Source organism: Stenotrophomonas sp. STEN029 (genome assembly GCF_056760015.1).
In genome coordinates this window covers 25,630-52,463 of sequence record NZ_JBRREC010000016.1, presented here as the reverse complement: position 1 = coordinate 52,463, position 26,834 = coordinate 25,630, and the positions used below count along the sequence as shown (strand labels likewise).

Annotated in this window: 31 protein-coding genes; 11 read left to right on the top strand and 20 right to left on the bottom strand. The window is 59.9% G+C overall.

Features of this window, described 5'->3' with window-relative positions:
- Positions 1 to 5 precede the first annotated feature (5 nt).
- On the top strand, positions 6 to 905 hold the full coding sequence (locus tag ACVOLI_RS05680) for an enoyl-CoA hydratase/isomerase family protein (RefSeq protein ID WP_481533866.1): 900 nt from the start codon (positions 6 to 8) through the stop codon (positions 903 to 905).
- 9 nt (positions 906 to 914) lie between these two features.
- On the opposite strand, the gene ACVOLI_RS05675 is transcribed toward ACVOLI_RS05680, so the two are convergent.
- Together ACVOLI_RS05675 and ACVOLI_RS05670 are read right to left on the bottom strand one after the other, a co-directional pair.
- Positions 915 to 1,169, bottom strand: coding sequence for a hypothetical protein (locus ACVOLI_RS05675; protein ID WP_481533865.1), 255 nt, complete (start codon positions 1,167 to 1,169; stop codon positions 915 to 917).
- Positions 1,170 to 1,277: 108 nt separating this feature from the next.
- Positions 1,278 to 1,901 (bottom strand): LysE/ArgO family amino acid transporter, encoded by a 624-nt coding sequence (locus ACVOLI_RS05670; RefSeq protein ID WP_481533864.1) that lies wholly within the window; start codon positions 1,899 to 1,901, stop codon positions 1,278 to 1,280.
- 109 nt (positions 1,902 to 2,010) lie between these two features.
- Between ACVOLI_RS05670 and ACVOLI_RS05665 the strand changes: the two genes are divergently transcribed.
- Positions 2,011 to 2,904 (top strand): LysR family transcriptional regulator ArgP, encoded by an 894-nt coding sequence (locus tag ACVOLI_RS05665; RefSeq protein ID WP_481533863.1) that lies wholly within the window; start codon positions 2,011 to 2,013, stop codon positions 2,902 to 2,904.
- Here the strand turns inward: ACVOLI_RS05665 and ACVOLI_RS05660 are convergent.
- From ACVOLI_RS05660 to ACVOLI_RS05650, 3 genes are all read right to left on the bottom strand, one after another.
- Entirely contained in the window at positions 2,901 to 4,079 is a 1,179-nt protein-coding gene (locus ACVOLI_RS05660; protein ID WP_481533862.1) for an MFS transporter, read from the bottom strand. The genes ACVOLI_RS05665 and ACVOLI_RS05660 overlap by 4 nt on opposite strands.
- A gap of 50 nt (positions 4,080 to 4,129) precedes the next feature.
- Positions 4,130 to 4,453, bottom strand: coding sequence for a DMT family transporter (locus ACVOLI_RS05655; RefSeq protein ID WP_481533861.1), 324 nt, complete (start codon positions 4,451 to 4,453; stop codon positions 4,130 to 4,132).
- 97 nt (positions 4,454 to 4,550) lie between these two features.
- The gene (locus ACVOLI_RS05650) at positions 4,551 to 5,237 is read right to left on the bottom strand and encodes a B3/B4 domain-containing protein (RefSeq protein WP_481533860.1); all 687 of its coding nucleotides are present in this window, start codon (positions 5,235 to 5,237) and stop codon (positions 4,551 to 4,553) included.
- Positions 5,238 to 5,416: 179 nt separating this feature from the next.
- Here ACVOLI_RS05650 and ACVOLI_RS05645 point away from each other — a divergent pair, with 179 nt between their 5' ends.
- The 5 genes from ACVOLI_RS05645 (at position 5,417) to ACVOLI_RS05625 (ending at position 10,007) form a co-directional block, all read left to right on the top strand.
- Complete coding sequence (locus tag ACVOLI_RS05645) at positions 5,417 to 5,893, top strand: DinB family protein (protein WP_481533859.1); 477 nt, start codon at positions 5,417 to 5,419, stop codon at positions 5,891 to 5,893.
- A gap of 39 nt (positions 5,894 to 5,932) precedes the next feature.
- On the top strand, positions 5,933 to 6,826 hold the full coding sequence (locus ACVOLI_RS05640; protein ID WP_481533858.1) for a dihydrodipicolinate synthase family protein: 894 nt from the start codon (positions 5,933 to 5,935) through the stop codon (positions 6,824 to 6,826).
- A gap of 106 nt (positions 6,827 to 6,932) precedes the next feature.
- Positions 6,933 to 8,027 (top strand): MFS transporter, encoded by a 1,095-nt coding sequence (locus ACVOLI_RS05635; protein ID WP_481533857.1) that lies wholly within the window; start codon positions 6,933 to 6,935, stop codon positions 8,025 to 8,027.
- A 558-nt stretch (positions 8,028 to 8,585) separates the two neighbouring features.
- Positions 8,586 to 9,410, top strand: coding sequence for a hypothetical protein (locus ACVOLI_RS05630; protein WP_481533856.1), 825 nt, complete (start codon positions 8,586 to 8,588; stop codon positions 9,408 to 9,410).
- Positions 9,411 to 9,536: 126 nt separating this feature from the next.
- On the top strand, positions 9,537 to 10,007 hold the full coding sequence (locus tag ACVOLI_RS05625) for a hypothetical protein (RefSeq protein ID WP_481533855.1): 471 nt from the start codon (positions 9,537 to 9,539) through the stop codon (positions 10,005 to 10,007).
- 138 nt (positions 10,008 to 10,145) lie between these two features.
- On the opposite strand, the gene ACVOLI_RS05620 is transcribed toward ACVOLI_RS05625, so the two are convergent.
- Positions 10,146 to 10,559 carry an MAPEG family protein gene (locus ACVOLI_RS05620; protein WP_481533854.1) on the bottom strand — a complete coding sequence of 138 codons (414 nt, stop codon included), beginning with the start codon at positions 10,557 to 10,559 and terminating at the stop codon, positions 10,146 to 10,148.
- Positions 10,560 to 10,821: 262 nt separating this feature from the next.
- Here ACVOLI_RS05620 and ACVOLI_RS05615 point away from each other — a divergent pair, with 262 nt between their 5' ends.
- A complete protein-coding gene (locus ACVOLI_RS05615; RefSeq protein ID WP_481533853.1) occupies positions 10,822 to 11,124 on the top strand; it encodes a hypothetical protein in 303 nt (100 codons plus the stop codon).
- A gap of 493 nt (positions 11,125 to 11,617) precedes the next feature.
- On the opposite strand, the gene ACVOLI_RS05610 is transcribed toward ACVOLI_RS05615, so the two are convergent.
- Positions 11,618 to 12,037 carry a low affinity iron permease family protein gene (locus tag ACVOLI_RS05610; RefSeq protein ID WP_481533852.1) on the bottom strand — a complete coding sequence of 140 codons (420 nt, stop codon included), beginning with the start codon at positions 12,035 to 12,037 and terminating at the stop codon, positions 11,618 to 11,620.
- A gap of 203 nt (positions 12,038 to 12,240) precedes the next feature.
- Here ACVOLI_RS05610 and ACVOLI_RS05605 point away from each other — a divergent pair, with 203 nt between their 5' ends.
- Positions 12,241 to 12,390, top strand: coding sequence for a hypothetical protein (locus ACVOLI_RS05605; protein ID WP_481533851.1), 150 nt, complete (start codon positions 12,241 to 12,243; stop codon positions 12,388 to 12,390).
- Positions 12,391 to 12,438: 48 nt separating this feature from the next.
- On the opposite strand, the gene ACVOLI_RS05600 is transcribed toward ACVOLI_RS05605, so the two are convergent.
- The 8 genes from ACVOLI_RS05600 to ligD all read right to left on the bottom strand — a co-directional run bounded on the left by ACVOLI_RS05600 (position 12,439) and on the right by ligD (position 19,881).
- A complete protein-coding gene (locus ACVOLI_RS05600; RefSeq protein ID WP_303748431.1) occupies positions 12,439 to 12,690 on the bottom strand; it encodes a hypothetical protein in 252 nt (83 codons plus the stop codon).
- A gap of 109 nt (positions 12,691 to 12,799) precedes the next feature.
- Positions 12,800 to 13,015 carry a hypothetical protein gene (locus ACVOLI_RS05595; protein ID WP_481533850.1) on the bottom strand — a complete coding sequence of 72 codons (216 nt, stop codon included), beginning with the start codon at positions 13,013 to 13,015 and terminating at the stop codon, positions 12,800 to 12,802.
- A gap of 397 nt (positions 13,016 to 13,412) precedes the next feature.
- A complete protein-coding gene (locus ACVOLI_RS05590) occupies positions 13,413 to 13,604 on the bottom strand; it encodes a DUF3182 family protein (RefSeq protein ID WP_481533849.1) in 192 nt (63 codons plus the stop codon).
- Between the two features lie 28 nt (positions 13,605 to 13,632).
- Positions 13,633 to 14,037: a nuclear transport factor 2 family protein gene (locus ACVOLI_RS05585; protein ID WP_481533848.1), complete on the bottom strand. Its 405-nt coding sequence runs from the start codon at positions 14,035 to 14,037 to the stop codon at positions 13,633 to 13,635.
- A gap of 132 nt (positions 14,038 to 14,169) precedes the next feature.
- Entirely contained in the window at positions 14,170 to 15,225 is a 1,056-nt protein-coding gene (locus ACVOLI_RS05580; protein ID WP_481533847.1) for an SDR family oxidoreductase, read from the bottom strand.
- Positions 15,226 to 15,572: 347 nt separating this feature from the next.
- The gene (locus ACVOLI_RS05575; RefSeq protein WP_481533846.1) at positions 15,573 to 16,838 is read right to left on the bottom strand and encodes a phospholipase D-like domain-containing protein; all 1,266 of its coding nucleotides are present in this window, start codon (positions 16,836 to 16,838) and stop codon (positions 15,573 to 15,575) included.
- Positions 16,839 to 17,052: 214 nt separating this feature from the next.
- Positions 17,053 to 17,244 carry a hypothetical protein gene (locus ACVOLI_RS05570; protein WP_481533845.1) on the bottom strand — a complete coding sequence of 64 codons (192 nt, stop codon included), beginning with the start codon at positions 17,242 to 17,244 and terminating at the stop codon, positions 17,053 to 17,055.
- Between the two features lie 108 nt (positions 17,245 to 17,352).
- Positions 17,353 to 19,881, bottom strand: a complete 2,529-nt coding sequence (gene ligD, locus ACVOLI_RS05565) for a DNA ligase D (protein ID WP_481533844.1) — start codon at positions 19,879 to 19,881, stop codon at positions 17,353 to 17,355.
- 888 nt (positions 19,882 to 20,769) lie between these two features.
- Between ligD and ACVOLI_RS05560 the strand changes: the two genes are divergently transcribed.
- Both ACVOLI_RS05560 and ACVOLI_RS05555 read left to right on the top strand, forming a co-directional pair.
- Positions 20,770 to 21,030, top strand: a complete 261-nt coding sequence (locus ACVOLI_RS05560; RefSeq protein ID WP_313174026.1) for a hypothetical protein — start codon at positions 20,770 to 20,772, stop codon at positions 21,028 to 21,030.
- Between the two features lie 7 nt (positions 21,031 to 21,037).
- Positions 21,038 to 21,325 carry a hypothetical protein gene (locus ACVOLI_RS05555; RefSeq protein ID WP_481533843.1) on the top strand — a complete coding sequence of 96 codons (288 nt, stop codon included), beginning with the start codon at positions 21,038 to 21,040 and terminating at the stop codon, positions 21,323 to 21,325.
- Positions 21,326 to 21,512: 187 nt separating this feature from the next.
- Here ACVOLI_RS05555 and ACVOLI_RS05550 read toward each other — a convergent pair whose 3' ends face one another.
- The 5 genes from ACVOLI_RS05550 to ACVOLI_RS05530 form a co-directional block, all read right to left on the bottom strand.
- Complete coding sequence (locus tag ACVOLI_RS05550) at positions 21,513 to 21,794, bottom strand: DUF3247 family protein (protein WP_481533842.1); 282 nt, start codon at positions 21,792 to 21,794, stop codon at positions 21,513 to 21,515.
- A gap of 538 nt (positions 21,795 to 22,332) precedes the next feature.
- Positions 22,333 to 22,998, bottom strand: a complete 666-nt coding sequence (locus ACVOLI_RS05545) for a hypothetical protein (protein WP_313174030.1) — start codon at positions 22,996 to 22,998, stop codon at positions 22,333 to 22,335.
- 241 nt (positions 22,999 to 23,239) lie between these two features.
- Positions 23,240 to 23,488: a hypothetical protein gene (locus ACVOLI_RS05540; RefSeq protein WP_313493416.1), complete on the bottom strand. Its 249-nt coding sequence runs from the start codon at positions 23,486 to 23,488 to the stop codon at positions 23,240 to 23,242.
- A 240-nt stretch (positions 23,489 to 23,728) separates the two neighbouring features.
- On the bottom strand, positions 23,729 to 24,367 hold the full coding sequence (gene pdeM, locus ACVOLI_RS05535; RefSeq protein ID WP_481533841.1) for a ligase-associated DNA damage response endonuclease PdeM: 639 nt from the start codon (positions 24,365 to 24,367) through the stop codon (positions 23,729 to 23,731).
- Complete coding sequence (locus ACVOLI_RS05530) at positions 24,360 to 26,822, bottom strand: ligase-associated DNA damage response DEXH box helicase (RefSeq protein WP_481533876.1); 2,463 nt, start codon at positions 26,820 to 26,822, stop codon at positions 24,360 to 24,362. Before ACVOLI_RS05530 ends, pdeM begins: the two co-directional genes overlap by 8 nt.
- Positions 26,823 to 26,834: the final 12 nt, after the last annotated feature.

The following is a 26,834-nucleotide window of genomic DNA, read 5'->3' as shown; positions in this document are numbered from 1 at the left end:
CACCCATGACAGATGACACCTCGGTGCGCCTGGACATCCAGGCGCATGGCAACACCCTACACGCACGCATTCATTCAGGCCGCTACCAGGAGTTCGGTGCGGCGCTCGCCTTGCTCATCGAAGCACTGCTCGATCGCATCGAGCAGGATCCCGATATCCGAGCCGTGGTCTTCTCCAGCGCGCACGCAAGCCGCTTCATCAGCCACGCCGACGTGAAGTGGCTGCAGGAAGGCGGCGCCCAGTACGTGGCGCGGCAGCAGGCCACGACGTCTCCGCCGGCACCGCCTGCCGACTACGTCGGCCTGGATCGCCTGCACGGCTTGCTGCTCAGGATGAACAGCCTCGGCGTGGTGTTCATCGCTGCCCTTGAAGGAAACGCATTGGGCCTGGGTGCCGAGTTCGCCTGGGCGTGCGACCTGCGGGTCATGGCCAGCGAAGACGCCTTCATCGGACAGCCTGAGGTTTTGCTGGGCATCATGCCCGGCGGTGGCGGCAGCCAGCGACTCCCGCGCTTGGTGGGCACGCACAAGGCGCTAGTTGCGATTCTCGATGGACGACCGCTGACGTCTGCACAGGCACTAGAGATGGGCGCGGTAGATGCTGTCGTACCGAAAGCCGACGTCGTCGCCAAGGCGCTAGAGCTCGCCGACTACTTGGGGCGGCGACACAAGCCGAGCATTGGTGCCATCAAGCGCGCGGTGTACTTCGGCAGTTCCCTGCCGTTGCAGGACGGCATCAAGCTTGAGGCCAAGGAGTTCCTGACGCTGGATGTTTCGCCAGAAGGACAACAGCTGATGCTGGCGTACCAGGCAGGCACCGATTTGCTGGGCGACCTTCCGCTCTATGTGGCCGGCCAGTACGAGACGGCCCTTGAGGATGGTCGCACTGCGAAGGCGTACAGCTGACCGGAAGCTTCATTCTGAGCGCATGTCCGCTTTCGGCCAGAAGCAGACTTTCGGCGCGAGGATGATGCAGAGACTGATCCCCAGTGCGGCATTGGAGGCTGAAGTCATCGTCACACCACACGCTTTCAGCGAAAGTGTCACGGTCAGAAGCAACCCAAGCCCTGAAACCCTCATCCACTCGCTGCGCACCAGCGAGACACTCAGCCAGGCCAGCCCGAGCAGCAATGCAGTGATCCCAAAGCGAATGAACAACAGGGCCGCCACCGGCACTCAGACTGCAGCGTGCTGAGTCATCCTGTAGCTGGTTGGCCAGACCACGGCTCACCCCAGCAGCGCATCGGGCAGTCCAAACGATCCGCAGGCCTTCATGGCTCAGACCACCTTGAGCGGTTTGAATAACAGCAGCAGGCTCAGGCCCAGCATGAAGAGGGCCATGATGCTGTCCAGTACCCGCCACGCCCGTGGGTTCTTGAACACTGGAAGCAACAGCCTGGCGCCGTAACCAAGCAGAGTGAACCAAGCCGCGCTTGCACAGCAGGCACCTAGCGCAAATGCCCAGCGGACTTCGGCCGGATAGCGGGTCGACAGGCTGCCCAGCAGCACCATGGTGTCCAGATAGACATGGGGATTCAGAAAGGTAAAGGCGAGCACCGTTAGTAGCACCGGCCGCCAGTGCTGTTTCAACGTACCTGCGACACTGAGCTCGCCACCTCCGCGAATGGCGCGTCGCGCGGCCATCGCGCCATAGATGGCCAAGAAGGCCGCGCCGCCGAACCGAAGCAGCTGCAGCAGCCATGGCCACTGATGGGCCAGCGCCCCGATACCGGCTACCCCGGCGAGGATAAGAACTATGTCTCCCAGCATGCAGACCAGCACTACCAGACACACATGGCTCTGTTGCAGGCCCTGGCGCAGCACAAAGGCGTTCTGCGCTCCGATGGCGATGATCAGGCCTGCGGCGGCAACGAAGCCTGAGGCGGCGGCGGCGGCGGACATGAGCATGGGGCGGAGCCGGGTTGCGGAAAGGTGCGCATGGTGGACCCACAATGCCCGGCAGAAAAGCTAATATTTTTCTCGTTCATGAAGAAAATCTAATGGAGCAGCCGTGGACCTCATTCACCCCCAGTTGGCCGCATTTTCTGCCGCCTTGGACGAAGGTAGTTTCGATGCTGCCGCGCGGCGGCTGTCCATCACTCCCTCGGCCGTCTCGCAGCGAATCAAGTCACTGGAGGATCGCCTGGGCCAGGTGCTCCTTGTACGCCAAGTCCCATGCCGGCCAACTCCAGCCGGGCAGCGCCTGCTACAGCGACTTCAGCCGATGAAGGTCCTGGAGGCGGAAGCCCTGGCGGATCTGCATCCGGAACAGGCCGGCCCGTTTTTCTCGATCGCCGTGGCCATCGCTGTGAACGATGATTCCCTGCAGACCTGGGTACTCGATGCTTTGGCCGCACTCCATCGTGAACATGGCTATCTGTTCGACGTGCGCGTGGATGACCAGGACCACACGCTGGCGCTGCTTCAGGACGGTGCTGTGCTGGGTGCCGTCACGTCCCAGGCCACACCGCTGAAAGGCTGCAGCGTCGTGCCACTCGGCTCGATGCGCTACCGCGCCATCGCGTCGCCAGCATTCGTGAAGGCCTACTTCCCGTCGGGCGCCAATGCCATCAGCCTGTCCAAGGCACCGATGCTGATCTTCAACCGCAAGGATGAGCTGCAATGGCGCTTCGTCAGGCGCATCACCAAGGCACGCCTGAATCCGCCGGTCCACTACCTGCCTTCGTCCACAGGCTTTGTGGATGCGGCCCGGCTGGGCCTGGGCTGGTGCTTGGCACCGGAGGCACTGATCAAGCAGGCGGTAGCCTCCAAACACATCGTCACACTAGATCAGGAAAGGCCGGTCGACGTGCCGCTCTATTGGCAGCACTCGGCTGTCCGCTCGGCAACACTGCAGGCCGTGGCCCGGACATTCGTAGACGCGGCCAAGGCCAGGATGAATTAGGATCTCGACCCGCGCCGGATCATGAGAGCCACCACCACGCCAGCAACAGCGATCGCTGCGGACAGATAACCGATGCCATCAAGGCCAAGCAGCGGGATGGCCATACCACCGATGGCAGCACCTAGGCCGATGCCCGCATTGGATGCTGAGACGTTCAACGTTCCTGCCAGCGCCTTGGCTTGGGCACCGGCCTGCATCACCCGCACCTGGCAGACCGGGAACAGCGCCGTGTAGGCCACCGCCCAGACCATCATCGCCAGCACGACGCCCGGCAACCAGCCTGCCGCAGTGGGCACCCCCGCCATGCCGAACGCCAGCATCCCCAGCAGCGTGGCGGTAGCCAGGGCGGCATCACGGTCGACCAGCCGCCCTCCCAGCACGTTACCCAACATGCCGAAGGCGCCGAAGCCCATCAGCCACCACCCCACACGCTCGGGAGCGACGCCGACGACGCGTTCAAGGGTATCTGCTAGGTATGTGTAAGCGACGAACATCCCAGTGAACACGAGTGCGGTCAGCAGCACGTTCGCGATGAAGTGGCCATTGCGCAGGATGGAGAGTTGCGAGGCTCCACTGTCCACTTTGGGCGCCCCGGGCACGCTTGGCATGAAGGCGGCCATCAGCGCTGCGATCAACAGACTCAGGGCCCCGAGCAGGGCAAAGCTACCGCGCCAGCCGACATAGGTCACGGCGACGGTTCCCAAGGGGATCCCGAATACGAAGGCCGTGGTGATGCCCAGATAGACCTGCGAGACGGCCCGGCCTGCGCGGCCAGGCGGAACCAGCGCTACTGCACTTTCACTGGCCGTGCCCCAGAACACAGGCAGCGCAGTAGCCGCCAGCGTCCTGGCCAGGGCCAGGCTCCAGAAATCGGTTGCAATGGCAGAAAGCCCGTTGGAGACAGAAAACACCACGAGAATGCCAAGGAACAGCGGCTTGCGGGGCCAGTGCGATACCAGCGCCGCGAGGGGCGGTCCCACCAGAACGACCACCACGGCAAAGACAGTCACCAGCTGCCCCGCAACGGAGATGGATATGCCCAGATCCCTAGCTAGGGGTGGCAACAGGCCGAGGATGAGGAACTCCGTTGTCAGCAGGACGAACGCTGCAACAGCAAGAATGAAGATGGGCAGGCCCGCTTTTTGGGGCGAGCCAGCTGCTGTGTGGATGCTCATGGGACGTACCTGGGGCTGAGCACGCAGCTGCTGCCCGCTTTTAAGGCCTATCAGGCCGAAGGAGAAGCCAGCTTCATCAGGACCAGTCCGCTGACGATCAGAACGGCAGCAGTCACACGCCCTGCCGTAATCTGCTCACCGAAGGCCACGATGCCGAGCACGAACGCCCCAACGGCGCCGATTCCCGTCCAGATCGTATAAGCCGTGCCGAGTGGCAAGGACTTCATCGCCGTGGACAGCAGCCAGAAGCTCAGGATCATCCCCACGACTGTAACAACGGAGGGTATTAGCCGACTGAAGCCATCAGACTGCTTCATCGCCACCGCCCAGACAACTTCCAGCAAACCGGCAACCAGTAGATACAACCACGCCATGGCGCAACCTCTTTGTGTCGCCAGGTCGTCCAGGCATGATTCCCGACAAGGGGGAGGTCGTCCTCCAGTTACCGCTGACCACGGCTGCCGCGCCGGATCAGGTCCTCAGCATTTCCGACTGCAGCAGCGAGCCGGGCATCATGCGCAGGATGTCACGTTCAAGCGTATCGCCAGCCTCATGCAGCGCCTCGATGGGCATCTCAGGCAGCGACTCAAGAATGAACCACATTCGCGCCGCATGCTGGTCCAGTCGCGTACGGACTCCCTGGCGCCAATTCCATCGGCGGCAGGTTACGCCTAGGTCATCGCGCCACACGACCTCTCCCTCGTCGGGCGATTCGAAGGTGGGCTCTCCGTTCTTCATGCTGTCAAAGGTTTCGTTGCCGTCGGCGATCACCAGACGGGGTGAGCCTTGGTAGGCATCTAGGTTCTCACCACCAACAGGCACCGCGAACTGCATGCTGATCGCGTTGTAGAGATCGACGATCGGATCAATCTGAGGCAATGCGCCATCACGCTGCGCCCGCTTTCTCAGCGCATCAGCAGAACAAGGTGTGCGCTGCGGCTTCGCGCCAAAGTTGCGGAAGACGCGTGCCCACGCATCCAGGTGCGCGTCCGCCCACCAAGGAGCGCCTGCCTTCAATGCTGCAAGCGCGCGCTCTGTGGCTTCGACGGCGATGTCCGGCGCCCGAACCGGGCGTGCAGATACGTGGATGCTCAGCGCTCTGAAGCCAGGCGCTATCGTGGCGATGCTCGGACTCAGCGATGGAGAGATAAGGGACATGGCTGCAGGGACACGTTGGAAGCGCGGCACCGTAACAAGTGACCCGGAACAAAATCAAACGCCTTAAGTAAAGATTTCGAGCGGAAAAAATTCTTATGTACCTCCGGTGCCACAATGCGTCGGCCTATCATTTACCTATGACGTAAAGGCGTCGAATTCGTTGGCGCAAGGACTACCGAATGAATGATCTTGCCGAGCTGATGCGCCACAAACGATGGGTCGATGCTGCGTACCTTCAGCTCGCAGCGTCAGCCATTTTGGTAGAAAAGCCCGAGCTCCAGCGGGAGCTTCTCTACTGGCTCAACCACATCCACATCGTGGACCAGATATTCCATTGTCATCTCATAGGCAAAGCCCACGGATTTTCTTCCACGGTCAGTGATGAGATTCCAGATGCGAATGATCTCAGCGAACGCATGCTTCACCTGGATGACTCACTCATCGCGTTGAGTGAGCAGCTACCTCCTCATGCGGCGAAAGGTTCCATAAGCTTCCAGTTCACCGATGGCGCAGATGGGAGGATGACGAGGAGCCAGATGTTCCTGCATCTGAGCACCCATGGGCTATACCACATCGCGGTTTCCGGCACCCACTTGGCCAGACAGGGCATTGCCATCCCGCCGATGCTGCTGACCACGATGCTCCACGCGTCATAAGCACCCTTCTTGCAAGCCCTTACAACCGAGGAGTGACTCATGTTCAGTGGCCTTAGTGCCTTCCCTCTTACGCCATTCAAAGACGAGCATGTCGACATCGCAGCATTCCGTGTGCTGGTCGATCGGCTTGTCGCGGGCGGAGTAGATTCCTTGGGGATTCTTGGTTCAACGGGAAGCTATGCCTACTTGGACAAGGCGGAGCGTAAAGCCATCCTTCGCGAAGCCGTTGATTGTTCGGGCGGTGTTCCCGTGATCGCCGGTGTTGGCGCGCTGCGCACCCGGGATGTCCTGGAGCTAGCGTTGGATGCCGAGCAGGCCGGTGCTGCTGGTCTTCTGCTCGCGCCAGTGTCATACCAGCCGCTGCACGATGACGAAGTCTTCAGCATGTACGAAACTGTCTGCAGCGCAGTGAGCACCCCCATCTGCGTGTACGACAATCCCGGCACCACGCACTTCACGTTCTCCGATGCGTTGCATGGCCGGATCGCAGCGCTGCCCAACATCGCGTCCATCAAGATCCCCGGCGTTCCTGCCACCCTGGCCGAGGCGGATGCTCGTGTGGCCAGCCTGCGCGCCAAGGTGCCGCCCCACGTCACCATCGGCATCAGCGGTGATTCGGTGGCGGCCCGCGGCCTAAATGCTGGTTGTGAAGTCTGGTACTCGGTCATTGGCGGCCTGTTCCCCGAAGTCGCCCTGCAGATCACACGGATGTCCCTGGCAGGTCGAGCGCAGGATGCACAGGAATACTCTGACCGGCTGCAACCCCTGTGGGCGCTATTTGACAAGCACGGCGGCAGCATCCGCGTGGTGGCAACCGCCGCCGCGTTGTTGGGGCTCTGCAACGACGCCAATCTGCCCCGCCCACTGCAGACACTAGCCGGCGACGACCGAGCTGAGTTGGCATCAGTGCTTGCCTCAACAGGCTTGGCCTGAGCCCATGCAGAGCAGTGGCGCCGCTGATGCCCCTCGCTCAGCCTGGGGGCTGGCCACCTATGTTGTAGCGGCAATCCTTGCCCGGTCGGCTGATGGCGGCGTGGTCGTGGCTGTCGTTCTGCTGGTCACGCTCTCCGGTGGCAGCGGTGCGCTGGCCGGAGCCATGGCAGCGTGCGTGACAGCACCGCATCTGCTCGGGCCCTTCGTCGCTCGTCGCATCGACACCTCCGATGATCCGCGCCACTTCATCGCGGCCGCTTGCGGGCTGTTCGCGTTGGTCTTCACTGGCGCGATTCTTGGCTTCGGCCACCTCCCCCATGCGGTCGTCGGTGGGCTCTTGATGGTGGCGGGAGCCTGTGGCCCCTTGCTTACGGGCGGACTGAGCAGCCGTCTCCCCTACCTGACCCTCCCAGACCGGACGAGTCAGCGCCGTGCCCACGGCTGGGATGTTGCGACCTATGGCTTGGGAGGGACGATCGGCCCATCGGTGGTCGCCGGACTGGCAGGAACTTTCGGGGCAGTCTGGGGGGCAGCGGCCATTGCGGTTGCCGCTGCAGCGTCAACCGTGTTCACGCTGATGCTGCCGAAGGCGCCGCCCTCTCATGGAGGGGACCCGCATCAGGTACCCAGTGCGCTGCGCGTTTTCACCCTAATGGCGACGGAAAGCCGCCTGCGGCGGACAGCCTACATGACCATGCTGGTGGCCTTCGGAGTGGCCGCGTTGCCGGTGGTCGCGGTCTATCTGGCCCCCGTGCTTGGCGTTTCTGCAGCCAGTGCGGCCCTACTGACCGCCGTGTACGGGATCGGAAATCTGGCCGGCTCTGCCGGCGTCATGGCACGGCCGATCCGCCTGACGCCCGACCAGGCCATGGCCTGGTACGCAGGCTTCCTTGCATTGGCCCTGGCGCTTGTTGCAACCAGCGGAAACTTCCGTTTCGCCCTGGCAGCGCACTTCGTCACGGGGTGCATCAACGCCTATTTCTTCGCCGCCACGTTGGCAGCGCGTACCGAATATGCACCCGAACAGGGCAAGGGCCAGGTGTATCTATGGATTGGCGCGTTGAAGATCGCAGCGGGGTCTGCCGGAACTGCCGTGGCGGGCATGGTGGTGACAGGCTCGACGATGTTGACGCTCTGGATAGCAGTTGCTGCAGTGGTGATCGCACCTGTGGTGTCGCGGATTGATCAGCAGGCACCGTAGGCAAGAAGCTGGGGATTGAGCCGCGAGGATGTCCGCTTTCGGCCAGAAGCGGACATCCACCCTACCCCCGATAAACATCCCTAATCCCCTACCCCGCCGATGTCGACTTCCAGCCAGGAGCAGCCCTTCGGTGCAGCCTTCCTGACGACAGCTTTAGGCGGAAGGCGGAAGGCGGAAGTTCAGCAAAGGCTGCTATGCAGCAGATTGGTCCTAGGCAAAAATCCAGGGGACGCCGCCGCACCGGCATTCCCCTTGAGCACGTGGGTGTGGATCGCAATCTGGAACTCGCCTTGAAGCGTGGCATCTAGGAACTGCAGGCCAGCCCACCTGATGTCATCCGTGAGCGCCAAGTTGCTCCAAGCCTCTATCGCTTCATCGAGAGCCCCTGAGACCACCCGATAGATGCGTTCCTCCTCGGACGTCTTGGTTCCCTTGCTCCTCCAGTACGCATCAATGCCCTGGAGCTCTGCCAAGGGGTTGGTGAGGCGCGTAAAAGCGTTTACGGAATTCAGCGGAGCCCTGCTATTCTCCCGCCATCAGGGATAGGGGGCTACTCGGATGAAAGCTATTGCCGTGCTTCTGGCGCTTTGCGCTTTGCTTTTCGTGTCCGTTGCCGAGGCTCGCGGCGTCCGCGTTAGGGGTTACACGCGAAAGGACGGCACATACGTGGCGCCGCATTATCGCTCAGCTCCGAATTCGAGCAGGTCGGACAACTATTCGACGCGCGGAAACTACAACCCTTACACCGGCAAGCCTGGGAGGGTTAACCCTTACAGCCTCGGCAGTTTGTCCCAGCAGATTAGCTACGACACACCAGCCTATGTGGCTCCGGCTTCAACGCTACCCGCTAGGCCTACAGGCCCCTCGTCTGCATGGCGCAGCTACGGAAATCAGCAATCCACCTCTTTGAACCCTTCCGGGATTCCTATTGGAGAGCAGATGGCCGCCACAATGCGTTCGGAGAACGTGGCCGAAAGAGAGTCAGCTCTAATCGCTGTTCAGGAGCTTGGCCAGCGACTTCGCGCGTCCGATCCGCAGTTCGATAGGAAGTTCGCGCTAATTCAAGGCCGCGTTCAGGAGATCCAAAACACGCTTCCGTCCCCTCAATGGGTTGGTGCAATTTCCGCGGCATGGGAAGGCTTGCCCGCCTACGTACCGAGCCCCGCGTTTGCACTCACTCCGTCTGAACATACCTACGCGGCGTCCGAATGCCAAACCGCCGAAGAGAAAGCCCGTGAACTGGCCGCGGCTGCAAACAACTTGGCCAAATGCGCGTCATGGGGAGATCTTGGTGACGATTGCAGCCGGCAGGCTCGATCTGTTCGATATGCGGCCGATGACTACCAGAATGCCGTCAGTTCGGCAGCCGGCATTTGCCGATAGCGCAACACAGGTGAAGCCACTAAGCCCTGCAATCCTCAGCCCCAAGATACGGATAGCAGGGATTTAACCGGGAGCAGGCAATCAGCTTCCAATAGAAATCCCCGCAAGTAACCAGGAGCAGCACGGATGCAGCCGAATATCCCGATTCCAACCGACAACCTGTACAAATTCCTAGCATTGTTCGGTCTGGTACTTATCGTTTCGGGGTTCGCTGGGCTCTACTTGGCCTATGCGACAACCAATGCGGAGTTGGTCACAATTGCCGAGCGGAACTACGAACTAATAAGGGAACAAGCGCCCTCGCCGAAGGAGGGAATGCCCATCTGGACAACCCTCATGGCTGATACCTTTCACGAGGAATCAAAGAAGGGCCTCTACGTGCTCCTCCAGAAGCGAATCACGATAGCCGTTGAGAACCGGATGATCTATCTAACCGTTCTCTCCCTGATGATTGGCATTGGCGTAGCTTTGGCGATACGTGGTTTTACCCGATGGGCCAAGATCCAGCCTCTGCATGACCGGCTCCTTGAGCTGCAGGTCCTAAAGGCCGAGAAGGAGCATACCCAGTCCAGCGGAACCCCTCCTTCCCCACCGTAGCTGCCTAAGGGGCCGTTTCAACTGGTGCTAAGATCCGGCCATCTGACCCCCAGTCACCCCTTCCAAAGCCCTGCTATCCCCCTGCCATTAGGGACAGGAGGCAGCTGATACGTGGCGAGTTGACTTGGTTCCGCTTGATCAGAATGCGGTAAGCAGCTTGAATGCCCAGTAGAGGCCAATTGCCAGTTGCACAAGGAAGGCGGTGGCGCGCAACGAAACCGCCAATGACGAACCAGAAGCTAGATGGATGAGCGTTTGGGTCACACGCGCACCCAGCAGCACATAAGCGAGCGGATCGGTCACATGCTCCCGATCGCTGACGATAGCAATTAGCAGCAGGCCGCCCAGTACCGGAATGTTCTCGATGCAGTTGGCGTGGGCGCGCGCAAGCCGCTGCATGAAAGGTGAAAGGTTCGCGTTGTCAGGCCGGAACTCATTCGGCGCGACGGCCTTCTGCAGGATTAGCTTTGAACGGACGACCTCCATCAAGGCGATCAACAACAATGCCCACAGGATAAAAACGGTCAATGCAAAAAGACTGGGGGAACCCATGGCGATCACTCCTTGATAGTGGTTGTGTGGGGCGCATCGGACACGTCCATGTCGCGACAAAAAGAATGGACCCAGCATTCTCAACACCCGCCAGCATGGTTGCCAGTTCTCGGCCGCAAATAGAAATCGTGGTTACCGACTATCGCCGTCCGTCTGACCGACGACGAACCCAAATTGCGGAGACAGCCCAAGCATCCGGAGGCGCCCCCTCAGAAGCCCTGCTATCCTGCCAACTCCGCGGGGACAGGGCTTTTTTGTGAGCATGGACAGGGTTGTTCTCACTGTACTGGTAGGGAGCCTGGCGTTGACCGGCTGCTTCTGGAAGCCCGATCACTGGACCGCATTCGTTTACCCGCCCGGCAAGTCGCTGGATGCCGAGGATGCCAGAAAGGCAATTCAAGGCACTTACTCGACCTTCGAGGACTGTCAGTCCGCAGCGATAAATTCGCTCAGGCAGCACCAAGCGCTCACGAAGGCTGACGAATTCGGCAGCTACGAATGCGGTTCAGAATGCAAGTACGACGCCGACATGGATCTCTACATCTGCAAAGAAACCCGAAAGTAGTCAGCCGCCCAATAGTTCAACGTGCTTGCAAACGTTGTGGGCGACTGATTTTAGGGGTTTTCAGCGATAACGACATTTCTTTGCCCCTCAGCGTCTGAATTAAGCAGCGCGAAGCGGTGCAGCGTGAAAGAGGAACGCCTGCCGCACACAGCAGGCCTATGATTGGCGTGCACGCCGATAAATCCGCTCGCGAGGGTAGCAACTCGGACATGCCGTTGGTGCCAACATGTCTCTGTTAAATCATTCAGAAAAGAAAAATTTTGATGCCGGGAAGGTGCCGATCCGGCTGTAGCACCTCCTACTAGAAGATGCGCTCAGTTTCAATTATTCAGGGTGCTATTCATCAAACAAAAGTAGGCCTGTCTTGGCTCGCACCAAGCGCTTGCGGTTCTCGACCAAGTCGGAACTCCAAGCGCCGTAGGTGATTTTCTCGGGCAAGCGGAATCCGTTCTATGAACAACGTCAGCATAGGCAAGATTCAATTCTTGTTCTGTCACTGATCAGACAGGGTTTGACCAGGAGCGCACTTTCTTCTCTTTCCCTGAGCCTTTGCTGCTGTCTTCGCAAGGGCCTCATAGCGACGCCTGATCTCTTCAAGCTGCTCATCGTCCATTTCTTCGAGATTAAGCAACTCGTTGTTCGCGTCGGTTGTTGCCCTTATCAGTTCGTCGAGCTTTATCTGTAGCGCGGCCGAATCGACGTTCTGCGTGTGTTGAATGAGAAAAACCATCAAGAAAGTGATGATTGTGGTCCCGGTGTTGATGACCAGCTGCCATGTGTCGTTGAAGCCGAAGATGGGGCCGGTTAACACCCATATGGCGATCACGATGAGCGCCGCGACGAACGCGCCGAGGGAGCCGGCGGCGCGAGCGGCTTTGCTCGCAACTGAGTTGAAGAGATCTTTTACGTGCATGGCTCGCCTCACGGATAGCTGATCTAGGCAAAGATGATTCCAGTGGGCGGATCACCCATGAGAAGATCTATATCGTCACTTTGACATGCACGGGTGCACAGTCAGATATGTCTCCAACAACTTGACGAGTCGGCACGCACAGGAAACGCAGCTCCCGTCAGTCTGTGCACACGGCAACTGGCCGTAATGGACTGGAGACGGTCATGAACAATCAACGCGATCAAAGCCAAAACGATCAACGCAACTTCGGCGAGAAGAACAACCCTGGCCAGAACCAGAAGCAGCCCGGTCAGGGGGATCAGGGGCAGCAGCGGAAAAAGGCGCCAGGTCAAGAAAACGACGAGGAAGAGTGAGCATTCACTCAAGCAAAGAGCCCGGCCAAAGGCCGGGCTCTTTGGCTTTTAGCCGAACAGGAGACTCCACTGGATCTCGGACTCGCGATACTTAAATTTGAAACCGTCGAAATCGATTTGATTGGCGATCTTCCCTTCGTCATCAATCAGCGTGCGCACTTCGATTTCTCCACTACTCCGATGCGTGATTCGTCTGCCGTCGCTCAGGCCGGGCTTGACTGGCATCGTGCGAGTAGACAACAGCTTTACGGGGCGACGTTCTTGGCCGGGGCCTTCCAAATACATCGCTACTGATCCCATGGCTGCCTCCATATTGGTTGGGTATGTGGGCTCCCGCGTTGGGGCACGGGACCAGGATTCTTTTCCGACCAGCATGAAACCCACGTGAAGACCTAAGACCCTCGCGCTTTTACACGAAGATCGCTTGCGCCGTGACGCCCAAGCGCTCGCCAATCCGGGCCATCTCGTTGGCAACCTTGACGCACGAATCGCCAGTGCGCTTCTGCGCTGCAACCTGCAGCTCTTGGTACACCTGCCAGAAGCCAGGCCCGTTTCCATAAACTTTGTAGGCTGCGTGCAACTTCATCCACTCATCGCTCGACAGGTACTGTGCGCTGTATCCCATTCCCTTCTCCCTTGCGTCCTGCCCCTGCTTTTTAGACGGTACGGAGGTTTACCTGAGCCACATGTTAAGTCTTGTCTCCACATCACCTTCTAAGGTCTTAGATCATCTTCTCGGAACTTGGTCTATCTGAAACCCGAGCGATAGGGGTTCGATTGCCTCGAGATCCATCAACAGGAGTAAGAGCTAGCCGCACTATGACCAAGGGAAGCGTGGGAAAACTGAGCTTTCTGATCGAAATCACGTTATTGCTCGATGTCTACTTTTGGCCGTGAGTTGTCATCCCAACGGGAAGGTCCGCTATCGGATAGAAGCGGCCAACCAACTGCCATAATTGTTCAATTACTCCCGTGTGCTTGTTACCGTTAGAATCCACACCAGCGTTGACGTCCTAGTTTCGTCACGATGCCAGCAGGGCATAGCGACCACGCAGCAGCCGGTCGTAAGCCATCGCCTTACTGGAGGTGGCTTTGCTCACCGTTTCTGACAGCATCTGCAATGTTCCCCTGCGTACACGCAGGCTGGATCTGCCATAAACGGTGTTGCCATCTGGATCCTTGATAGTCCGCTGCGAGGCTTGGTAAGCGATCACGCTGCTCCGCGAATCATCGTTGACCAAATCAGGCAATCGATGTGGACACATCAGCGTTCACGTGTTGAAGGTTGTCAGCAGCAATTACCGACACGCTTCCTGCAACCACACGCCAGGCGCCCTCACGCTCAGCCCAGGTGCGGATATAACGGAACTGCCCAGAGAAGGGCTCGGCCACGAACGTGCCAGAAAGCTGCGCAGTCACGACAGTGATGCACACCGCGCCATAGTGGCGCACCTCGACAGCCAACCAGTCGGCGTGAGACATCCGCTGCGCACCCGAACGATGCAGTTGGAGATCATCTTCCTTCGTGTGGATTTCGCCGCCAAGCCCGACGAACAGCAGATCATCGTCAATCAGCTCGTCCAATGCTGCTACATCACTTTGCAGCATGGCAACTCGAAGTCGCTCTTCGTATTGTTGAATCTGCATGAACGTCCGTTCTCCCAGTTGTGACCGAATGGCTGGGCCAAGCAGCGCAGTCGCGCTGGATCAGACTTCCCAGCGGGATCAGTACCATCGACAAACTGCAACTGCATGGTTTTCCTAGCATCAGAATAAAAATCAGCCATGCGGCCCACCCATTACAGGCAGAACAACGCCATTGATGTAGCTTGCGGTGACCGGAGAGGCCATAAATACGTAGGCTGGTGACAGTTCCTCAGGCTGGGCGGGCCGCTTCATGTCGCTGTCAGCGCCGAATTCAGCTACATCATCCGCTGCCTTATCCGCTGGGTTGAGCGGCGTCCATACGGGACCTGGAGCAATGCAGTTCACACGGATTCCGCGCGGCAGAAGCTGAGTTGCCAGTGCCTTGGTGAAGGCGTGAATCGCCCCCTTTGTCGCGGAATAGTCAATCAGCGACGGGCTGCCGAAGATACCGGTTTCCGAGCCGGTATTGATGATGCTGCCACCTTCCTCCATGTGGGGCAGCACCGCCCGCGCCATCTGGATGTAGCCGGCGATGTTGGTCTGCAGCGTTTCCTGGAGATGCTCATCCAGGAGATCTTCCAGGCGATGGCAATGCAGCTGGAACGCGGCATTGTTGACCAGGATATCGATGCCACCGAACGTCTTGACGACTTTCTTCACCGCCTTGTCGCAGAACGAGGGATCACCCACATCACCGCTGATGGCCAGGCTCCGCGTGCCCTCGTGCTCTATCTTGCGGCAGGTGAGTTTCGCATCCTCATGCTCGCTGAGATACAACACGGCGACATCGGCGCCCTCTCGCGCAAAAAGAACCGCCACGGCTCTGCCTATGCCCGAGTCAGCACCGGTGATGATCGCCCGCAGACCCCGCAACTTGCCGCTGCCCTCATAGTCGGGCGCCATGTAGCGTGGGGCCAGATCAAGCTCGCTTTCGGCACCTGGCTTGCGGATGCTCTGGGCGGGCATACGAGCTGGTTGCCTGCGCGTTCCTGCCTGGACCGGCGCAGGCTTTTCTGGCTTTCCGGCGACGGCATCGCGCTTTTTTGCCCGACTCTGAAGATTGCGCTGCCTCGTCGCCGTCCGCTGGGCGTCTCCATCCTCGCCACGCTTCGTAGCCTGCTTTTTGGGCGGCGTTCTGGACGTTGTTGCGGTAGGTGATTTGGCAGCAGACTTCTTGGATTCAGACATTGTTCGACCTTCTAGGCATCAGTTGGCGAGCGTCCCGGGATGGGATTCAAATTGCGCTGTCTTTGTCCGGATGATCCGGGACTGGTGGCCCTCTCTCTGGATCAACGGGTGGCAAGTCGGGATTGCCGTTGCCCGGCAGCTCAGGATTCGGGCGATCAGGATTCCTAGGATCCTGCATCGGATCAGGAGTTCCCGGCTCACGAGGCGCATTCGGATCGGTTGGCGTGGGGGTGCTCACAACTCACCTCATGTAACGGCGCGATGGGGATGTCGCAGCACCCACCTTGCGTCCGTCAACGTTAGCCTGCAGTCATGCAATGTGAAGAGAAATCGCAGCAGTTCACTCATCACAGCTGCGATTTGATCGGAAGAATGAACTTCTCGATCATCTTCTCCTTCAAAGGCCGCTGCTCCCACATCGCATGGGTGTACTTGATCGTCGGCTGCAGGTCCGCCTCGAACACCTCGGTCATCTGCGCGGCGAACGCTGCATCGTAGACATTGAGGCTGGCTTCATCGTTGAGCCGAAAGCTTCGTACGTCGAAGTTCGTGGAACCCACGGAGCTCATTATCCCGTCCACGATCAGCAACTTGTTGTGCATCATCGTTGGCTGGTATTCGTAGATCTCAACGCCAGCCAGCAACAACTCCCCCCAATGCGCTTTGGAGGCCAAGCGAACCGTCTCGGAGTCGATGTGCTTACCGGGCACCGTAACGCGAACCCGGACCCCACGATTCCGTGCAGTGACAAGCGCCTTGATGATGAGCTCGTCGGGCACGAAATAGGCGGCTTGCAGGTCGATACTGCGTTCGGCTGCCGCGATGGCCATCAGGTACATCAGATGCATGCTTTCGCTACCACCAGACGGTGATGCCACGAACATGTGAGCATCCATCTGGCCAACAGGCGCGATTTGCGGGAAGTACTCCACGCCATTGAGTACCTCACCGGTGGTCTTTATCCAGTTGTCGTTGAAGGCTGCTTGCACCTGGGCCACAACCGGGCCCTCGATCTTGAAATGCATGTCGCGCCAGTGCTCGCTGTCCTGGGCATGCCCGCTCCATTGGTCGGCCACCCCTACTCCACCGGTAAACCCTACACGGCCATCGATGACCAACAGCTTTCGGTGCGTGCGATTGTTGAGACGGCCCAGGTTGTACCACTTGAGTGGACGGTATTGATGCACCTCCGCGCCGGCGTTCCGGATCTGGTCAATCAGGCTGCGCTCCATTTTCAGGCTGCCCATCCAGTCCACCATCACTTTTACCTGCACCCCAGCCCGGGCACGCTCGGCAAGCGCGTCTGCAAATTCCTGGCCAATCTGTCCTGACCAGTAGATGTAGGTTTCGAAAGTGATCGTCTTTTGCGCCGAATGGATGGCCTCTAGCATGGCGGGGAATATCGCATCACCGTTCTGCAATCCGGTCACGCGGTTGCCTGGCACCATTCCGGGCCCAAGCAGCACCGCCATCTCCCTGCGGAACTGCGGTGTATCCGCTGCATAGAGGTGTTCGATCCTGCGCTCGAGCTTCTTGTCCGATGTCTTGAAGTTCATCGCCACCACGGTTACCAGCAGCGTGACCAGGGTGGTGATCAGGACCGTCCAGAGCATTCGTTTGCGACTCCAATGCGTGACCATGAGGAGTAGCCCACTTGAGAATTGAACAAGCTAACCGCAGGCCAGGTCAGCCTTCCGTGAAGCCGGCCGAGTCTGGACTACGTGGTGCCTCTGCCTATGCCGAGGTAAAGCTTACCGTCCCGGGCTGCTTCATCGATGCCCCGCTATCCAGCGGCACCGAAAGCACACATGAAGCTTGCAGGTGTACCTATCGACGCCCCTCCGCATTGCATGCTGATGGCCCCTTGTCGATCTGCTTGGATTGTCGCAGCTTCTCCTCCTGCTTGTTCTGGTCGGCCTGCTCCTTCATGTCCTGCTCGCGTGCTGCATCGGTACCCGGGGTTCCGTCGGCCCGCGTCTTCTGCTTTTTTGGTCCGGCGGTGGGCGTGGTTTTCGTCATCGTGATTTCCTCGCATAGAAGGTGCTGCGCTTTCGTGTGCAGCGGCTGTAGTCTCTGTGTTCTTTGCGGCAGATGGACGGGCCAAGGCCTTCGCACAGGTGGCTACGGCTATGTGTCATTGGCCCAGCGCGACAGGTTTTGTTTCAGCGAATCCATGTCGGCCCATGGATTTTTCCTGCGCCGCTTCAGCTTCGCCGGCACGTCCTTGATAGTGAACGCATCGGCCCTTTGCAGCTTCGCCAGGTCACTCCATGCAAGAGGCAGCGCCACCGGCGCACCGGGACGCGCCCGCATCGAATAGGAAGCTACCGCGGTTGCACCCCGTCCGTTGCGCAGGTAATCGATGAAGATGCGACGATTTCGGCGGCTCTTGGTGGCGCTGGCCAGGAACCGGTCCGGCTGAGACTGGGCCAATGCATCAGCGAAGCTGTGCGCGAAGCGCTTGGTCAACGCCCAATCACACCCCGGTGCGAGCGGGACCACTACATGCAGGCCTTTGCCACCGGATACGCGCAGAAAGGATTCCAGTTCAATGCCAAGCAACAGCTTGCGTATGTCTGCGGCAGCGCGTTTGACTTCAGCGAATGGCACATCGGGCCCCGGATCCAAGTCGAACACCACTCTGTCGGCGATATCCGGTGTGTCGGCCTTCGCTCCCCAGGGGTGGAACTCCAACGCGTTGAACTGGACCAGCTCCATCAAGCCGGCAAGATCCTCGACTACCAGATAGTCGGCCTGTGATCCCGACTCTTCCTTGAGCTTGACGCTGGATACACGCTCGATGCCGGCAGTCATGTGTTTCTGGAAGAAGCACTGGCGTTCAATGCCTGCCGGGCAGCGGATCACCGACAACGGGCGCCCGACGATTTCCGGCAGCAGATGATCGGCAATTGCCAGATAGTAGTCCCAGACGTCCTGCTTGCTGATGTTGTCGGCTGGAAACAGTCGCTTGGTGGGGCTGGACAGCGTTGGTAGCATGGCTTTCGCAGCCTTCGTCGCAGGTTTGCTGCGCTTGGCTCCAGTCGTTTTCTTTCGAGTCATGGGCATTCGATCACTGTCGAGGAGATCGTTCACGTTCTTGTCCAGCCGCAGGGCCTTCAACGAAGGTTGCCGCAGCAAGGTCTGGCCTCCCCTTCCGCGGTAGAACACCTCGACCACAAAGCGCGGGGCAAACCACTTGGCCGTGCGCAGGTCGGTTTCGGTGGTCCCGATATGGACAGTCGGTTTGCTGCCACCACCACGGAGTCTGCGCATCAGTTGCTTCAGCAGCGCATCGTCGAACCCGGTGCCTACTCTGCCGGCATAACGCCAGCCGTGACTGGCATCCGGGCTGGCCAACAGCAGGGAGCCAAAACCAGTGCGCGCTCCCTTCGGCGCGGTGAAACCCACCACGGCGAACTCATCCGATGCAAGTTGCTTGGTCTTGCGCCAATCGTCGCTGCGACCTGGGTGATAGGGCTGATCCAAACGCTTGGATATCACCCCTTCATAGTGCTGTTCTGACGCCACCCGGAACGCCGTCTCGCCATCCGTGTCCACATGCGCGCTGAACGCGAGAAGCGGCGATGCGCCCTTCAGCAGATCCTGCAAAAGTTCTTTGCGTTCGATCAGCGGCACGTTGGCGACATCTATGCCTTGCAGGTGCAGTAGATCAAATAGCATCAGGGTCAGCCGGCCTTGCCGCTCTCCTGAGAGGGTCGCCTGCAGCAGGTTGAAATCCTCTTGTGACCCCCGTCCTGCGATGAGCTCGCCATCCAGTGATGCCGAATCAAGCCGCAGTCCTTCCAGTGCCTCACGGATCTCGGGCAGTCGAGCTGTCCATTCCAGGGCATTGCGTGACCAAAGACGTACCGTGCCGTCTGCCACAGTGACCAAGATTCGATAACCATCCCACTTGAGCTCGTGCAGCCACAGCTCCCCCTTGGGCGGAGTCTGGCCCAGCTTTGCCAGTTGCGGTTGGAAAGGTCCTGTCGGCACCCTGCCCTTGCGAGCGCCCTCCAAGGACAATGCACGTTTCGACCAATCCTTGCGCCGACCCGACTTCACTGGCACGGTCACCATCCGCTTCTTTTCGGTCTTGCCGCGGCCGGCGCGTTGTTTGTCGCTTTCCGGCGCCGGTGTCACATCGGCCAGCAGGTCGTCGGCTTCCAGATCACCGGCAAACGCATCACGATCCTTGAACAACAACCATTGCGGTTGACGCGCAGGCTTGCCCGAGCGCACAAGGTGCCAGCCGCCTTTCAACTTGTTGCCAAACAGTTCAAACCGCAGATGTCCCTTGGCCAACTGCGTCTCTGGGTCGCCTTCGGTTACCCAGATGCCATGGTCAAACTGCGCCACATGCCCGCCGCCATACTGGCCCTTGGCGATTTCCCCCTCGAAATCTGCATAGGCGACGGGATGGTCTTCCACCTCGACCGCCATTCTTTTCACCGAGGGATCGTAGCTGGGCCCCTTGGGCACCGCCCAGCTCTTCAGCGTGTCCCCAACCTGCAGGCGGAAGTCGTAATGACGTCGACTCGCGTGGTGCAGCTGCACGACGAAGATTGCACGTCGTCCCTTTGGCAACGACTTGCCCGGTTCAGGTTCACGCGTATGTTCGAAGCGGCGTTTGCGACGGTAGTCGATCAAGCTCATCTTGACGCCCACTTCGCGCCGGCAACGCTGCACTGCAGCAGTACCGGGTCTCGGTACCTCCACAAATCGACACAGCCATTTCCAGCCTGGATCCGGGGTGCTACGCCCCGACTCGACCCCACCAACTTGATTGGGGCGGGTCTGCCACCAGCTGATGGGGCAAAGAGGTCTTTGTCATCGCTCATGGAGCGCTCCAGACGGTCTCCGATCCAGGTTGGATGGATGCTTTGATGGTCAATCTACGCCTTCAATGTCAGCGTCGAGTCTAGGAGTGGCTATGGTGGTGTGAAATCAGGTATCTGCACGATGACTGCCTTTCAGCCAAATTGCGTTGCCTTGTTCCCGGACCTCATGCCACCGCCTTTGTCGCACGTGTCTCCGTCGCTCGATCAAGATGGCCGGACCTGTGCCGCTATCCATACTCGGCCCGGACGGACCGGGCGTTTCGTCACAGTGGCTTTCGCGTTGTTTTGACTTTTTCTGCAGCCGGCCGGGAAACGGCAAGCCGCATGTTCCTCATGGCACAACATCGCGCAGGAGCCGTACGGACAAGTGAACTTCATCCAGCCAGAACAAGAACCCGCGCATGCCTTGCCCAGTCTTGGCATTAGTTCTCCGCCGCCGCTGCAACCGCGTCTACGTGTACCTTGAGGACGACGTGACCAGCCGACGCCAGGGGAGATGGAATGGGTCAACAGCCTGCGCTGAAGTTCCAGCGTTAGTCTTCGCCACGTCTTTGGGGCGGCCGCGAGGTGTGAAGAAGCCTTCGCAAAACGGGGGCAGTCGGGGACGATCGCTTAACTCCGCGCTTGGCAGCATGCTGGTAAACCCCAACGGAGCCAGCACCATGATCGCTGCACGGAACCTTCCGCGAAGAACCGCACTGTTGTGTTTCGTATTCGGCGCAGCATTGGCATCGATCATCCAGGCAGTTTGATCATGGGACTCGGCGCGCAGGTACTTTCAACCGAGCAGTGGATGCGTCTGGATGCATCGTACAAACAGCATGGAAGCGGGCCTGAATTCTGGGAGGCCTATCGCGACATACTGGATACCGTCTCGCAGCAAGGTGACGGGGCTGCCGCTGCCAATGAGTTGGCCAGGCTTGCAGTGCAGCTCGGCGTCACCGAAACGGCGCTCTTTGTCTAAACGGATCATGGACAAAGAGCTGCTGACGGAAAGCGTTGGTTGGGCAGCCTCGGTGATCCTGCTGGCCACCTTGATCAGGCAGATCGTCAAACAGGCCAATGCCGAACACCCAGAGACAATCTCTACCTGGCTGTTCGTTGGCCAGGCGGCAGCTTCGACGCTGTTTGTTATTTACTCGGCCCTGGTAGGGAACATGATATTCGTTGTCACCAACAGCTGTCTGTTGCTTACCGCGCTGGCGGGCCAATGGGTCTCACGCAGCAAACGCAGGCGCGCCAGCTCTCCCGAGCAGTGATGGCTCCCATCTGTCAGGCCCAAGCTTCGGCGCACTATTCAGGCAGTGAGGCGCGAAAGCCTCGCCAAACGCTCCCAGCAGTCTCCATGCGTACGCTCGAGTTCAGTATTGTCGGTCCAACGGACAGCTTGGTTGAGATCAAGCGTGGCGTTTTCGGCCAGCGCGCTACGCCGATGCCTGCCAATGATCAGTTGCTTCCCAAGCGCGTCACGTACTCAATCTCATCCAGCCAAAGCAACTTTACGCCTTCACCGGGCACGTCAAGCGGAACCTGGCCGTTCGTTCCTTCCTGTTCATCGGGGTCGCGAAACTGCTGCACCGCGGGTCGTTCCGTTACTGTGCCCCTCAACACGCTTCCGTCCTTCATGCGGAGCTCGACGACCAACTCCGCATCCAGCAGCAACTGCAGGGCCTTGAACTGTTCTATATCTGCTTGTGCGGTATGAACCCGAGGTGCCGTGCGCGCCATCGCCTTGTCCTCTCTTCGACCTTGCAGCAACCCTACCCGTGCAGATGCTAATCCTGAATAAAGGCAGGTCGCGGTCAATGAGCGCTCTCTTCACAACGCCCTGCCAGTTCTCCACGCGCTGCTAGCGGCACTTGGACCAGATTCCGTGTTGCCAGCAACGCAGTGTCATTGCAGGCACCTTTCAACGCCAGGAGCCATCAAAATGATACGAGACCGCAAGGACCCGCCAGAGCCTTCCGAGGAGCGTGACTGCCCTGAATCAAGCCATGAGCGTCGCAAGCGCAAAGAACATGAAAGTTCAAATCATGATGAAGCGCTGGAAGAGACGTTCCCGGCCAGCGACCCGGTGTCTCCCTTCGTTCCTGCCAAAGCTCCGGACTGATGGAACTGGCGTGTGCCGGAATTGCGGCCCACGCCAGCGTGGCTCATGGTCCCGGGGGCACGGCATGGCGACGGGCTGCCCCACCATCAGCTATTCAGGCAGAAGCTCCACTCGGGGAACGTCGGGATTCATCTACCTCATCCCCTGAAGCTTGGCTCAGAGATAGTCCTTGCGTGCTTTCTCGGCGCGCGCGGCACCGATCGCCGTCTCCACGTCCTTCTGTTCCTCCGGTGGAGGCAGAACCGCAGGGATTCCGAGACTCTGCAGCCAAAGTTCCCTGGCCCAACCTGTTGTGTGATACAGGTGGTGGTCTTCCTGTTTTTCAACGGCGTCATATGCCTGCTTGAGTATTTTCGCTGACGGCCCACCCTGTTCGGCAACCTTGCCGATCAACTCCCAGTTCTGGTGATCCTTGGTTTCGGCCAGTACGACACACTCGGCTGCAACCAGTTCCGCAGCGGTCGGGGTGTCGTTCTTGATTGCCATCTGGATGGCCGCTACCAGCGATTTACCATGATGGGCCACCACCTGTCGGCCGGGACTGTCCGTCTCGGTATCGAGGCCGAGTTGCTCGAAAACGCGGGTGAGTATCTCTTCGTGTCCGCGTGTCTCTTCGAGATAGCCCTCCCATTCTCCACGCAGATCGTCGTTCTGCACCGCGCGCAGGGCGGCTGCATAGATTTTCTGACCGCCGCGCTCCGTCTCCAGTGCCTGCAACAGCAACTCGGTGACCTGTGCGCTATCTGTTTTTCTGGCCATGATGGTTCTCCTGAGGATGAGCGTGCTTTTGTAAGGGCGGCAGCGATAGCGAAGCGTGATCATGTGTGAATGCAACGCGACCACGAGCGGCCCTGCGTAGACTGGAACCACACGCTATTCCTGCACGCAATCATCAAGCATGGGCTACGCGGCTGCAGGATTCGGCGGCGCGCCCTTGCGGTGCCGTCGCGCAGTCAAGAAAGGAAATTCAGCCCCATCATGTGTGAGAGGTGCTGGTCCCTGCCCTGTTGTGGCCGTGACGGTCTGAACAGGAAGAGCGGGCCCCTCCCGGGGCCCGCCAGAATCAACCGACGATCAATGACCAAGGCAATTCAGATCCATTGAACCTGTATCTGAAGCCCTCGCTATCAATCTGCTGTGCAAGGTTTCCCTCGTCGTCCATCAAGGTATTCACCTCGACCATGCGACCCAAGCCGGCGGCCACTGCGCGCCTGCCTGGTACATCCAGCATGGTTCTCAAGCTTTTTCTCTCTGTCGAAACGACCTTGACAGGACGCCTCTCTCGCCCTGGTCCTTCCAGATAGAGTTTCATGCTTTTCACAGCCTAGTCTCCTGATGTTGCCCCTGTTTTCCGGCTGGTCGTATATAGGATCGCGCATGTGAAGGTCGAGCAAAAATGGCTGGAAAAACCCTCGATGTGTGATCTCTTTCAAGATTCCCCGTGTCAAGCGAAGGTGCTCAGCGGCGAACGAGAGTTGCTTCGATGGAGACTTGAACAAACGGCAAGTCGGCCGCTGCCATGTGATCGAGATCAGTGCTCTGGCCAACACGGTTACTCCAGCTTCAGAAGATCCCGTCCGTTGCAAAGCACGCTGCCCAGCACCTGGCGGCGGTCGACCCGCAATCCGCCAGTGAACAGCGAGAATGCTGGCAGGACGGTACATCGATCACCGATCCAGAACAGCGGATGCGCACGCATCGCTGGCAATTTGAACACCGGGTGCAGATGGCCGCAAAGCGTGTAACCAGACGCCCCGTCCGGCTCCCCAGGCGCGTGGCGGAAATTGAAAGGACCATCGCTGGTCCCGTCGGGAATCAGCTCCACATCCGCAGCGTCGGCATCCAGGGCACGATCATGGTTGCCGGGCACGACAGCCATTGCCAGCTGCGAGTGCGCCTGACGGAACTGCTGCCAGGCCGCGTCGCTGCCCTCCGAGCGTGCAGCATGTAGAAAATCACCCAGTACCCACAGCGAGTCCGCCCTGGTAGCGTCCAGCAACGCGGTCAGACGCGCAAGGTCACGGCGGGTACCGCCGCTGGGCACGGCGATTCCGGCCCGCCGCATCACCGCACCCTTGCCAAGATGCAGGTCGGCTACGATCAGCCGTTGTCGAGCTGGCCAATAAAGCGCGCGGTCCGCCAACAGCGTAACCGCCTCGCCTGATAGCACCATTTGCAGGCGTTCAACCATGCCGCGCTTCCAGCAACTGCGCTGCGCGGCGGACCCGCTGTTTCCAATCCTCACTGCTCAAACTGCCACGCCTGGATTCGGCCCAGAGCGGAAAAGACAGGGGCGTCAGCGTGCGTGGTTGGGTGAGCAGCAGCTTGCGGGCGTTACACTCGGCCACGACCTGCTGCAACATCGCCACCTCCAACTGCTGCTCCAATACTTCGCGCTCGGCCTGACGCAGCAGTATGTGTCCGGGATCATATTGACGGAGCACGTCGTAAAGCAGGCTGCTCGACGCCTGCAGTTGGCGAAGGCTGCGCAGGGCGCGCCCCGGAATGGACGGTGGTAACAGTCCCGCCACCCGGGCAATTTCCCGGAACTGCCTTCGTGCCATTTCACTCATGTTCACTGCCTCACTCAGGTCCTGCAGCAGCACGTCCGGGCTCAATAGATTGGCCAGGCCCGCTTCATCCAGCGCCTGGACTGAACTCGCTGTCACCACCAGCCCATAATCGTTTAACGAAAACGAAAAGGTAGCTGCTACTCGCCGGCTCCAGCGCAAAGCAAGCACGGCTGCGAGTCCCTCATGCACGGCCCTGCCCGCGAACGGATACAGGAACAGGTTCAAACCTTCCCGCGTTCTGACCTGCTCTGCCAGTAATTGACCGTGGCCTGGCATTGCGGACAGTCTGGACTGCAGTGCCAGCAATGGGCGCAAGGCCCGCAGCTCGGGCGTCATCGGCGGGTTGGCAAGCACCTCCGCCACATATGCTGCCAGGTCCGTGGACATCGGCATTCGCCCGCCCTGCCATCGTGGGACCACGCCGCCGCTCTGCCTGGCTGGCCGCACATAGGCGGTCATGTCCTGCAAGCGCAGCAGGCGCAAGGTACGACCGGCAAACTGGAACAGATCACCCGGCCGCAAACGGGACAGGAAGCTTTCTTCCACGCTGCCGAGTGCACCACCACGTGCCATGCGTACAAGTAACGCACCATCACTGCTGATCGTGCCAATGGAAAGCCGGTGGCGAAGGGCCACACGGCGATCAGTCACCCTATGGACACCCTCCAGATCGCGGATGACGCGGCAGTATTCAGGGTAGTGCTGCAAGGCGTTGCCGCCTTGGGTAATGAACTGCAGCACCTGTGTCCAGTCATCCAATGACAGGTCGGCAAAAGCATGTGTTGTGCGCACCTCTGCCAGTAACTGGTCAGAATCGAAGCCACCCGCCAACGCAAGTGTCACGCAATGTTGGGCCAGGACATCCAGCGACAATGTCAACGGCTGCCGCGACTCCACGTCGCCTGCACGCAGCGCCTGCCGCACCGCCGCGAACTCGGCCAGTTCAAGCGCATGCGTGGGCACGCAGACGATGCTCCCTGCCTCGGCCGGCCGGTGCCGTGAGCGTCCAGCGCGCTGCAGTAGCCGTGCCATGCCCTTGGGACTTCCAAGCTGTATGACCTGGTCCACCGTGGGGAAATCAACACCAAGGTCGAGGCTCGATGTAGCTACCACGCAGCGGACGCGCTCTTCCCGCAAGCCCTGCTCCACCTGCTGGCGCAGGCTCGGATCCATCGAGCCGTGGTGTAGCGCCAGCCCCTCGCCATCGTCCAACCACACCGCTCGCAGCGCCTCGTACCACAGCTCTGCCTGGGCACGGGTGTTGGTGAACAACAAGGTGGTGCGCGCCTGCGCGATCTGTTCCACCACCGCCTGCACCTGTGACAGGCCTAGATGGCCTGCCCACGGGAAGCGTTCACCCTGCGTTGGCAGCAGGGTTCTCATGTGCAAGGTCCGCGGCGCCGCAGCGCGTACCAACGCGGCATCTGGCAGATGCGGAAGCAGCACCTGCCGCGCCTGTTCCAGATTGCCCAGCGTCGCAGACAGCCCCCAGATGCGCACGCCAGGCCGCCGTTCACGCAGCCTTGCCAAACAAAGCTGCAGCAGCACGCCGCGCTTGTTGTCCAGCAACGCGTGCCATTCATCGACAACGATGGCCTGGAGATGGACGAGCTGTTCCAGTGTATCGGGATAGCTCAGCAGCAGCGCCAACGACTCGGGGGTTATCACCAGCACATCCGCCTTCCCCTGCCGTGCCAGGCGTTTGTCGCGGGCACTGGCGTCGCCAGTACGCATCGCTACGGTCCACGGCAGGCCCAGTCCCTCGATAGGCTGCCGCAGGGCCTGAACCGTGTCACTGGCCAGCGCCCGCAACGGCGTGATCCACAACACCCGCACGCGCGCCTGGGCAGTGCGCGGACGTCGCGCCCGCCTCTCCTCAACCGGCTGCAGTTCCATCATCGCCTGCAGCAAGGGGCCACCGATCATCGCCAGGGTCTTGCCGCTGCCGGTTGGCGTCACCAGCAGGCCAGACTGACCCTCCCGGTAGCGCCGCCAGACCTCCCGCTGGAACGGGGCGGGTTTCCAGCCACGCAGCGCGAACCACTGTGTCAATGGCTGTTCGAAACGCTTTATCCCGACAACGCG

What these genes read in the sequence shown, in the direction of transcription:
- ACVOLI_RS05545 (WP_313174030.1), bottom strand. Translation starts at nt 22,998, where the DNA reads ATGATCACGCTTCGCTATCGCTGCCGCCCTTACAAAAGCACGCTCATC.
- ACVOLI_RS05555 (WP_481533843.1), top strand. Translation starts at nt 21,038, where the DNA reads ATGGACAAAGAGCTGCTGACGGAAAGCGTTGGTTGGGCAGCCTCGGTG.
- ACVOLI_RS05670 (WP_481533864.1), bottom strand. Translation starts at nt 1,901, where the DNA reads ATGTCCGCCGCCGCCGCCGCCTCAGGCTTCGTTGCCGCCGCAGGCCTG.
- ACVOLI_RS05550 (WP_481533842.1), bottom strand. Translation starts at nt 21,794, where the DNA reads ATGGCGCGCACGGCACCTCGGGTTCATACCGCACAAGCAGATATAGAA.
- ACVOLI_RS05650 (WP_481533860.1), bottom strand. Translation starts at nt 5,237, where the DNA reads ATGTCCCTTATCTCTCCATCGCTGAGTCCGAGCATCGCCACGATAGCG.
- ACVOLI_RS05640 (WP_481533858.1), top strand. Translation starts at nt 5,933, where the DNA reads ATGTTCAGTGGCCTTAGTGCCTTCCCTCTTACGCCATTCAAAGACGAG.
- ACVOLI_RS05610 (WP_481533852.1), bottom strand. Translation starts at nt 12,037, where the DNA reads ATGCACGTAAAAGATCTCTTCAACTCAGTTGCGAGCAAAGCCGCTCGC.
- ACVOLI_RS05655 (WP_481533861.1), bottom strand. Translation starts at nt 4,453, where the DNA reads ATGGCGTGGTTGTATCTACTGGTTGCCGGTTTGCTGGAAGTTGTCTGG.
- ACVOLI_RS05570 (WP_481533845.1), bottom strand. Translation starts at nt 17,244, where the DNA reads ATGACGAAAACCACGCCCACCGCCGGACCAAAAAAGCAGAAGACGCGG.
- ACVOLI_RS05585 (WP_481533848.1), bottom strand. Translation starts at nt 14,037, where the DNA reads ATGCAGATTCAACAATACGAAGAGCGACTTCGAGTTGCCATGCTGCAA.
- ACVOLI_RS05625 (WP_481533855.1), top strand. Translation starts at nt 9,537, where the DNA reads ATGCAGCCGAATATCCCGATTCCAACCGACAACCTGTACAAATTCCTA.
- ACVOLI_RS05600 (WP_303748431.1), bottom strand. Translation starts at nt 12,690, where the DNA reads ATGGGATCAGTAGCGATGTATTTGGAAGGCCCCGGCCAAGAACGTCGC.
- ACVOLI_RS05595 (WP_481533850.1), bottom strand. Translation starts at nt 13,015, where the DNA reads ATGGGATACAGCGCACAGTACCTGTCGAGCGATGAGTGGATGAAGTTG.
- ACVOLI_RS05680 (WP_481533866.1), top strand. Translation starts at nt 6, where the DNA reads ATGACAGATGACACCTCGGTGCGCCTGGACATCCAGGCGCATGGCAAC.
- ligD (WP_481533844.1), bottom strand. Translation starts at nt 19,881, where the DNA reads ATGAGCTTGATCGACTACCGTCGCAAACGCCGCTTCGAACATACGCGT.
- ACVOLI_RS05575 (WP_481533846.1), bottom strand. Translation starts at nt 16,838, where the DNA reads ATGCTCTGGACGGTCCTGATCACCACCCTGGTCACGCTGCTGGTAACC.
- ACVOLI_RS05615 (WP_481533853.1), top strand. Translation starts at nt 10,822, where the DNA reads ATGGACAGGGTTGTTCTCACTGTACTGGTAGGGAGCCTGGCGTTGACC.
- ACVOLI_RS05645 (WP_481533859.1), top strand. Translation starts at nt 5,417, where the DNA reads ATGAATGATCTTGCCGAGCTGATGCGCCACAAACGATGGGTCGATGCT.
- ACVOLI_RS05660 (WP_481533862.1), bottom strand. Translation starts at nt 4,079, where the DNA reads ATGAGCATCCACACAGCAGCTGGCTCGCCCCAAAAAGCGGGCCTGCCC.
- ACVOLI_RS05540 (WP_313493416.1), bottom strand. Translation starts at nt 23,488, where the DNA reads ATGAAACTCTATCTGGAAGGACCAGGGCGAGAGAGGCGTCCTGTCAAG.
- ACVOLI_RS05630 (WP_481533856.1), top strand. Translation starts at nt 8,586, where the DNA reads ATGAAAGCTATTGCCGTGCTTCTGGCGCTTTGCGCTTTGCTTTTCGTG.
- ACVOLI_RS05580 (WP_481533847.1), bottom strand. Translation starts at nt 15,225, where the DNA reads ATGTCTGAATCCAAGAAGTCTGCTGCCAAATCACCTACCGCAACAACG.
- ACVOLI_RS05605 (WP_481533851.1), top strand. Translation starts at nt 12,241, where the DNA reads ATGAACAATCAACGCGATCAAAGCCAAAACGATCAACGCAACTTCGGC.
- pdeM (WP_481533841.1), bottom strand. Translation starts at nt 24,367, where the DNA reads ATGGTTGAACGCCTGCAAATGGTGCTATCAGGCGAGGCGGTTACGCTG.
- ACVOLI_RS05620 (WP_481533854.1), bottom strand. Translation starts at nt 10,559, where the DNA reads ATGGGTTCCCCCAGTCTTTTTGCATTGACCGTTTTTATCCTGTGGGCA.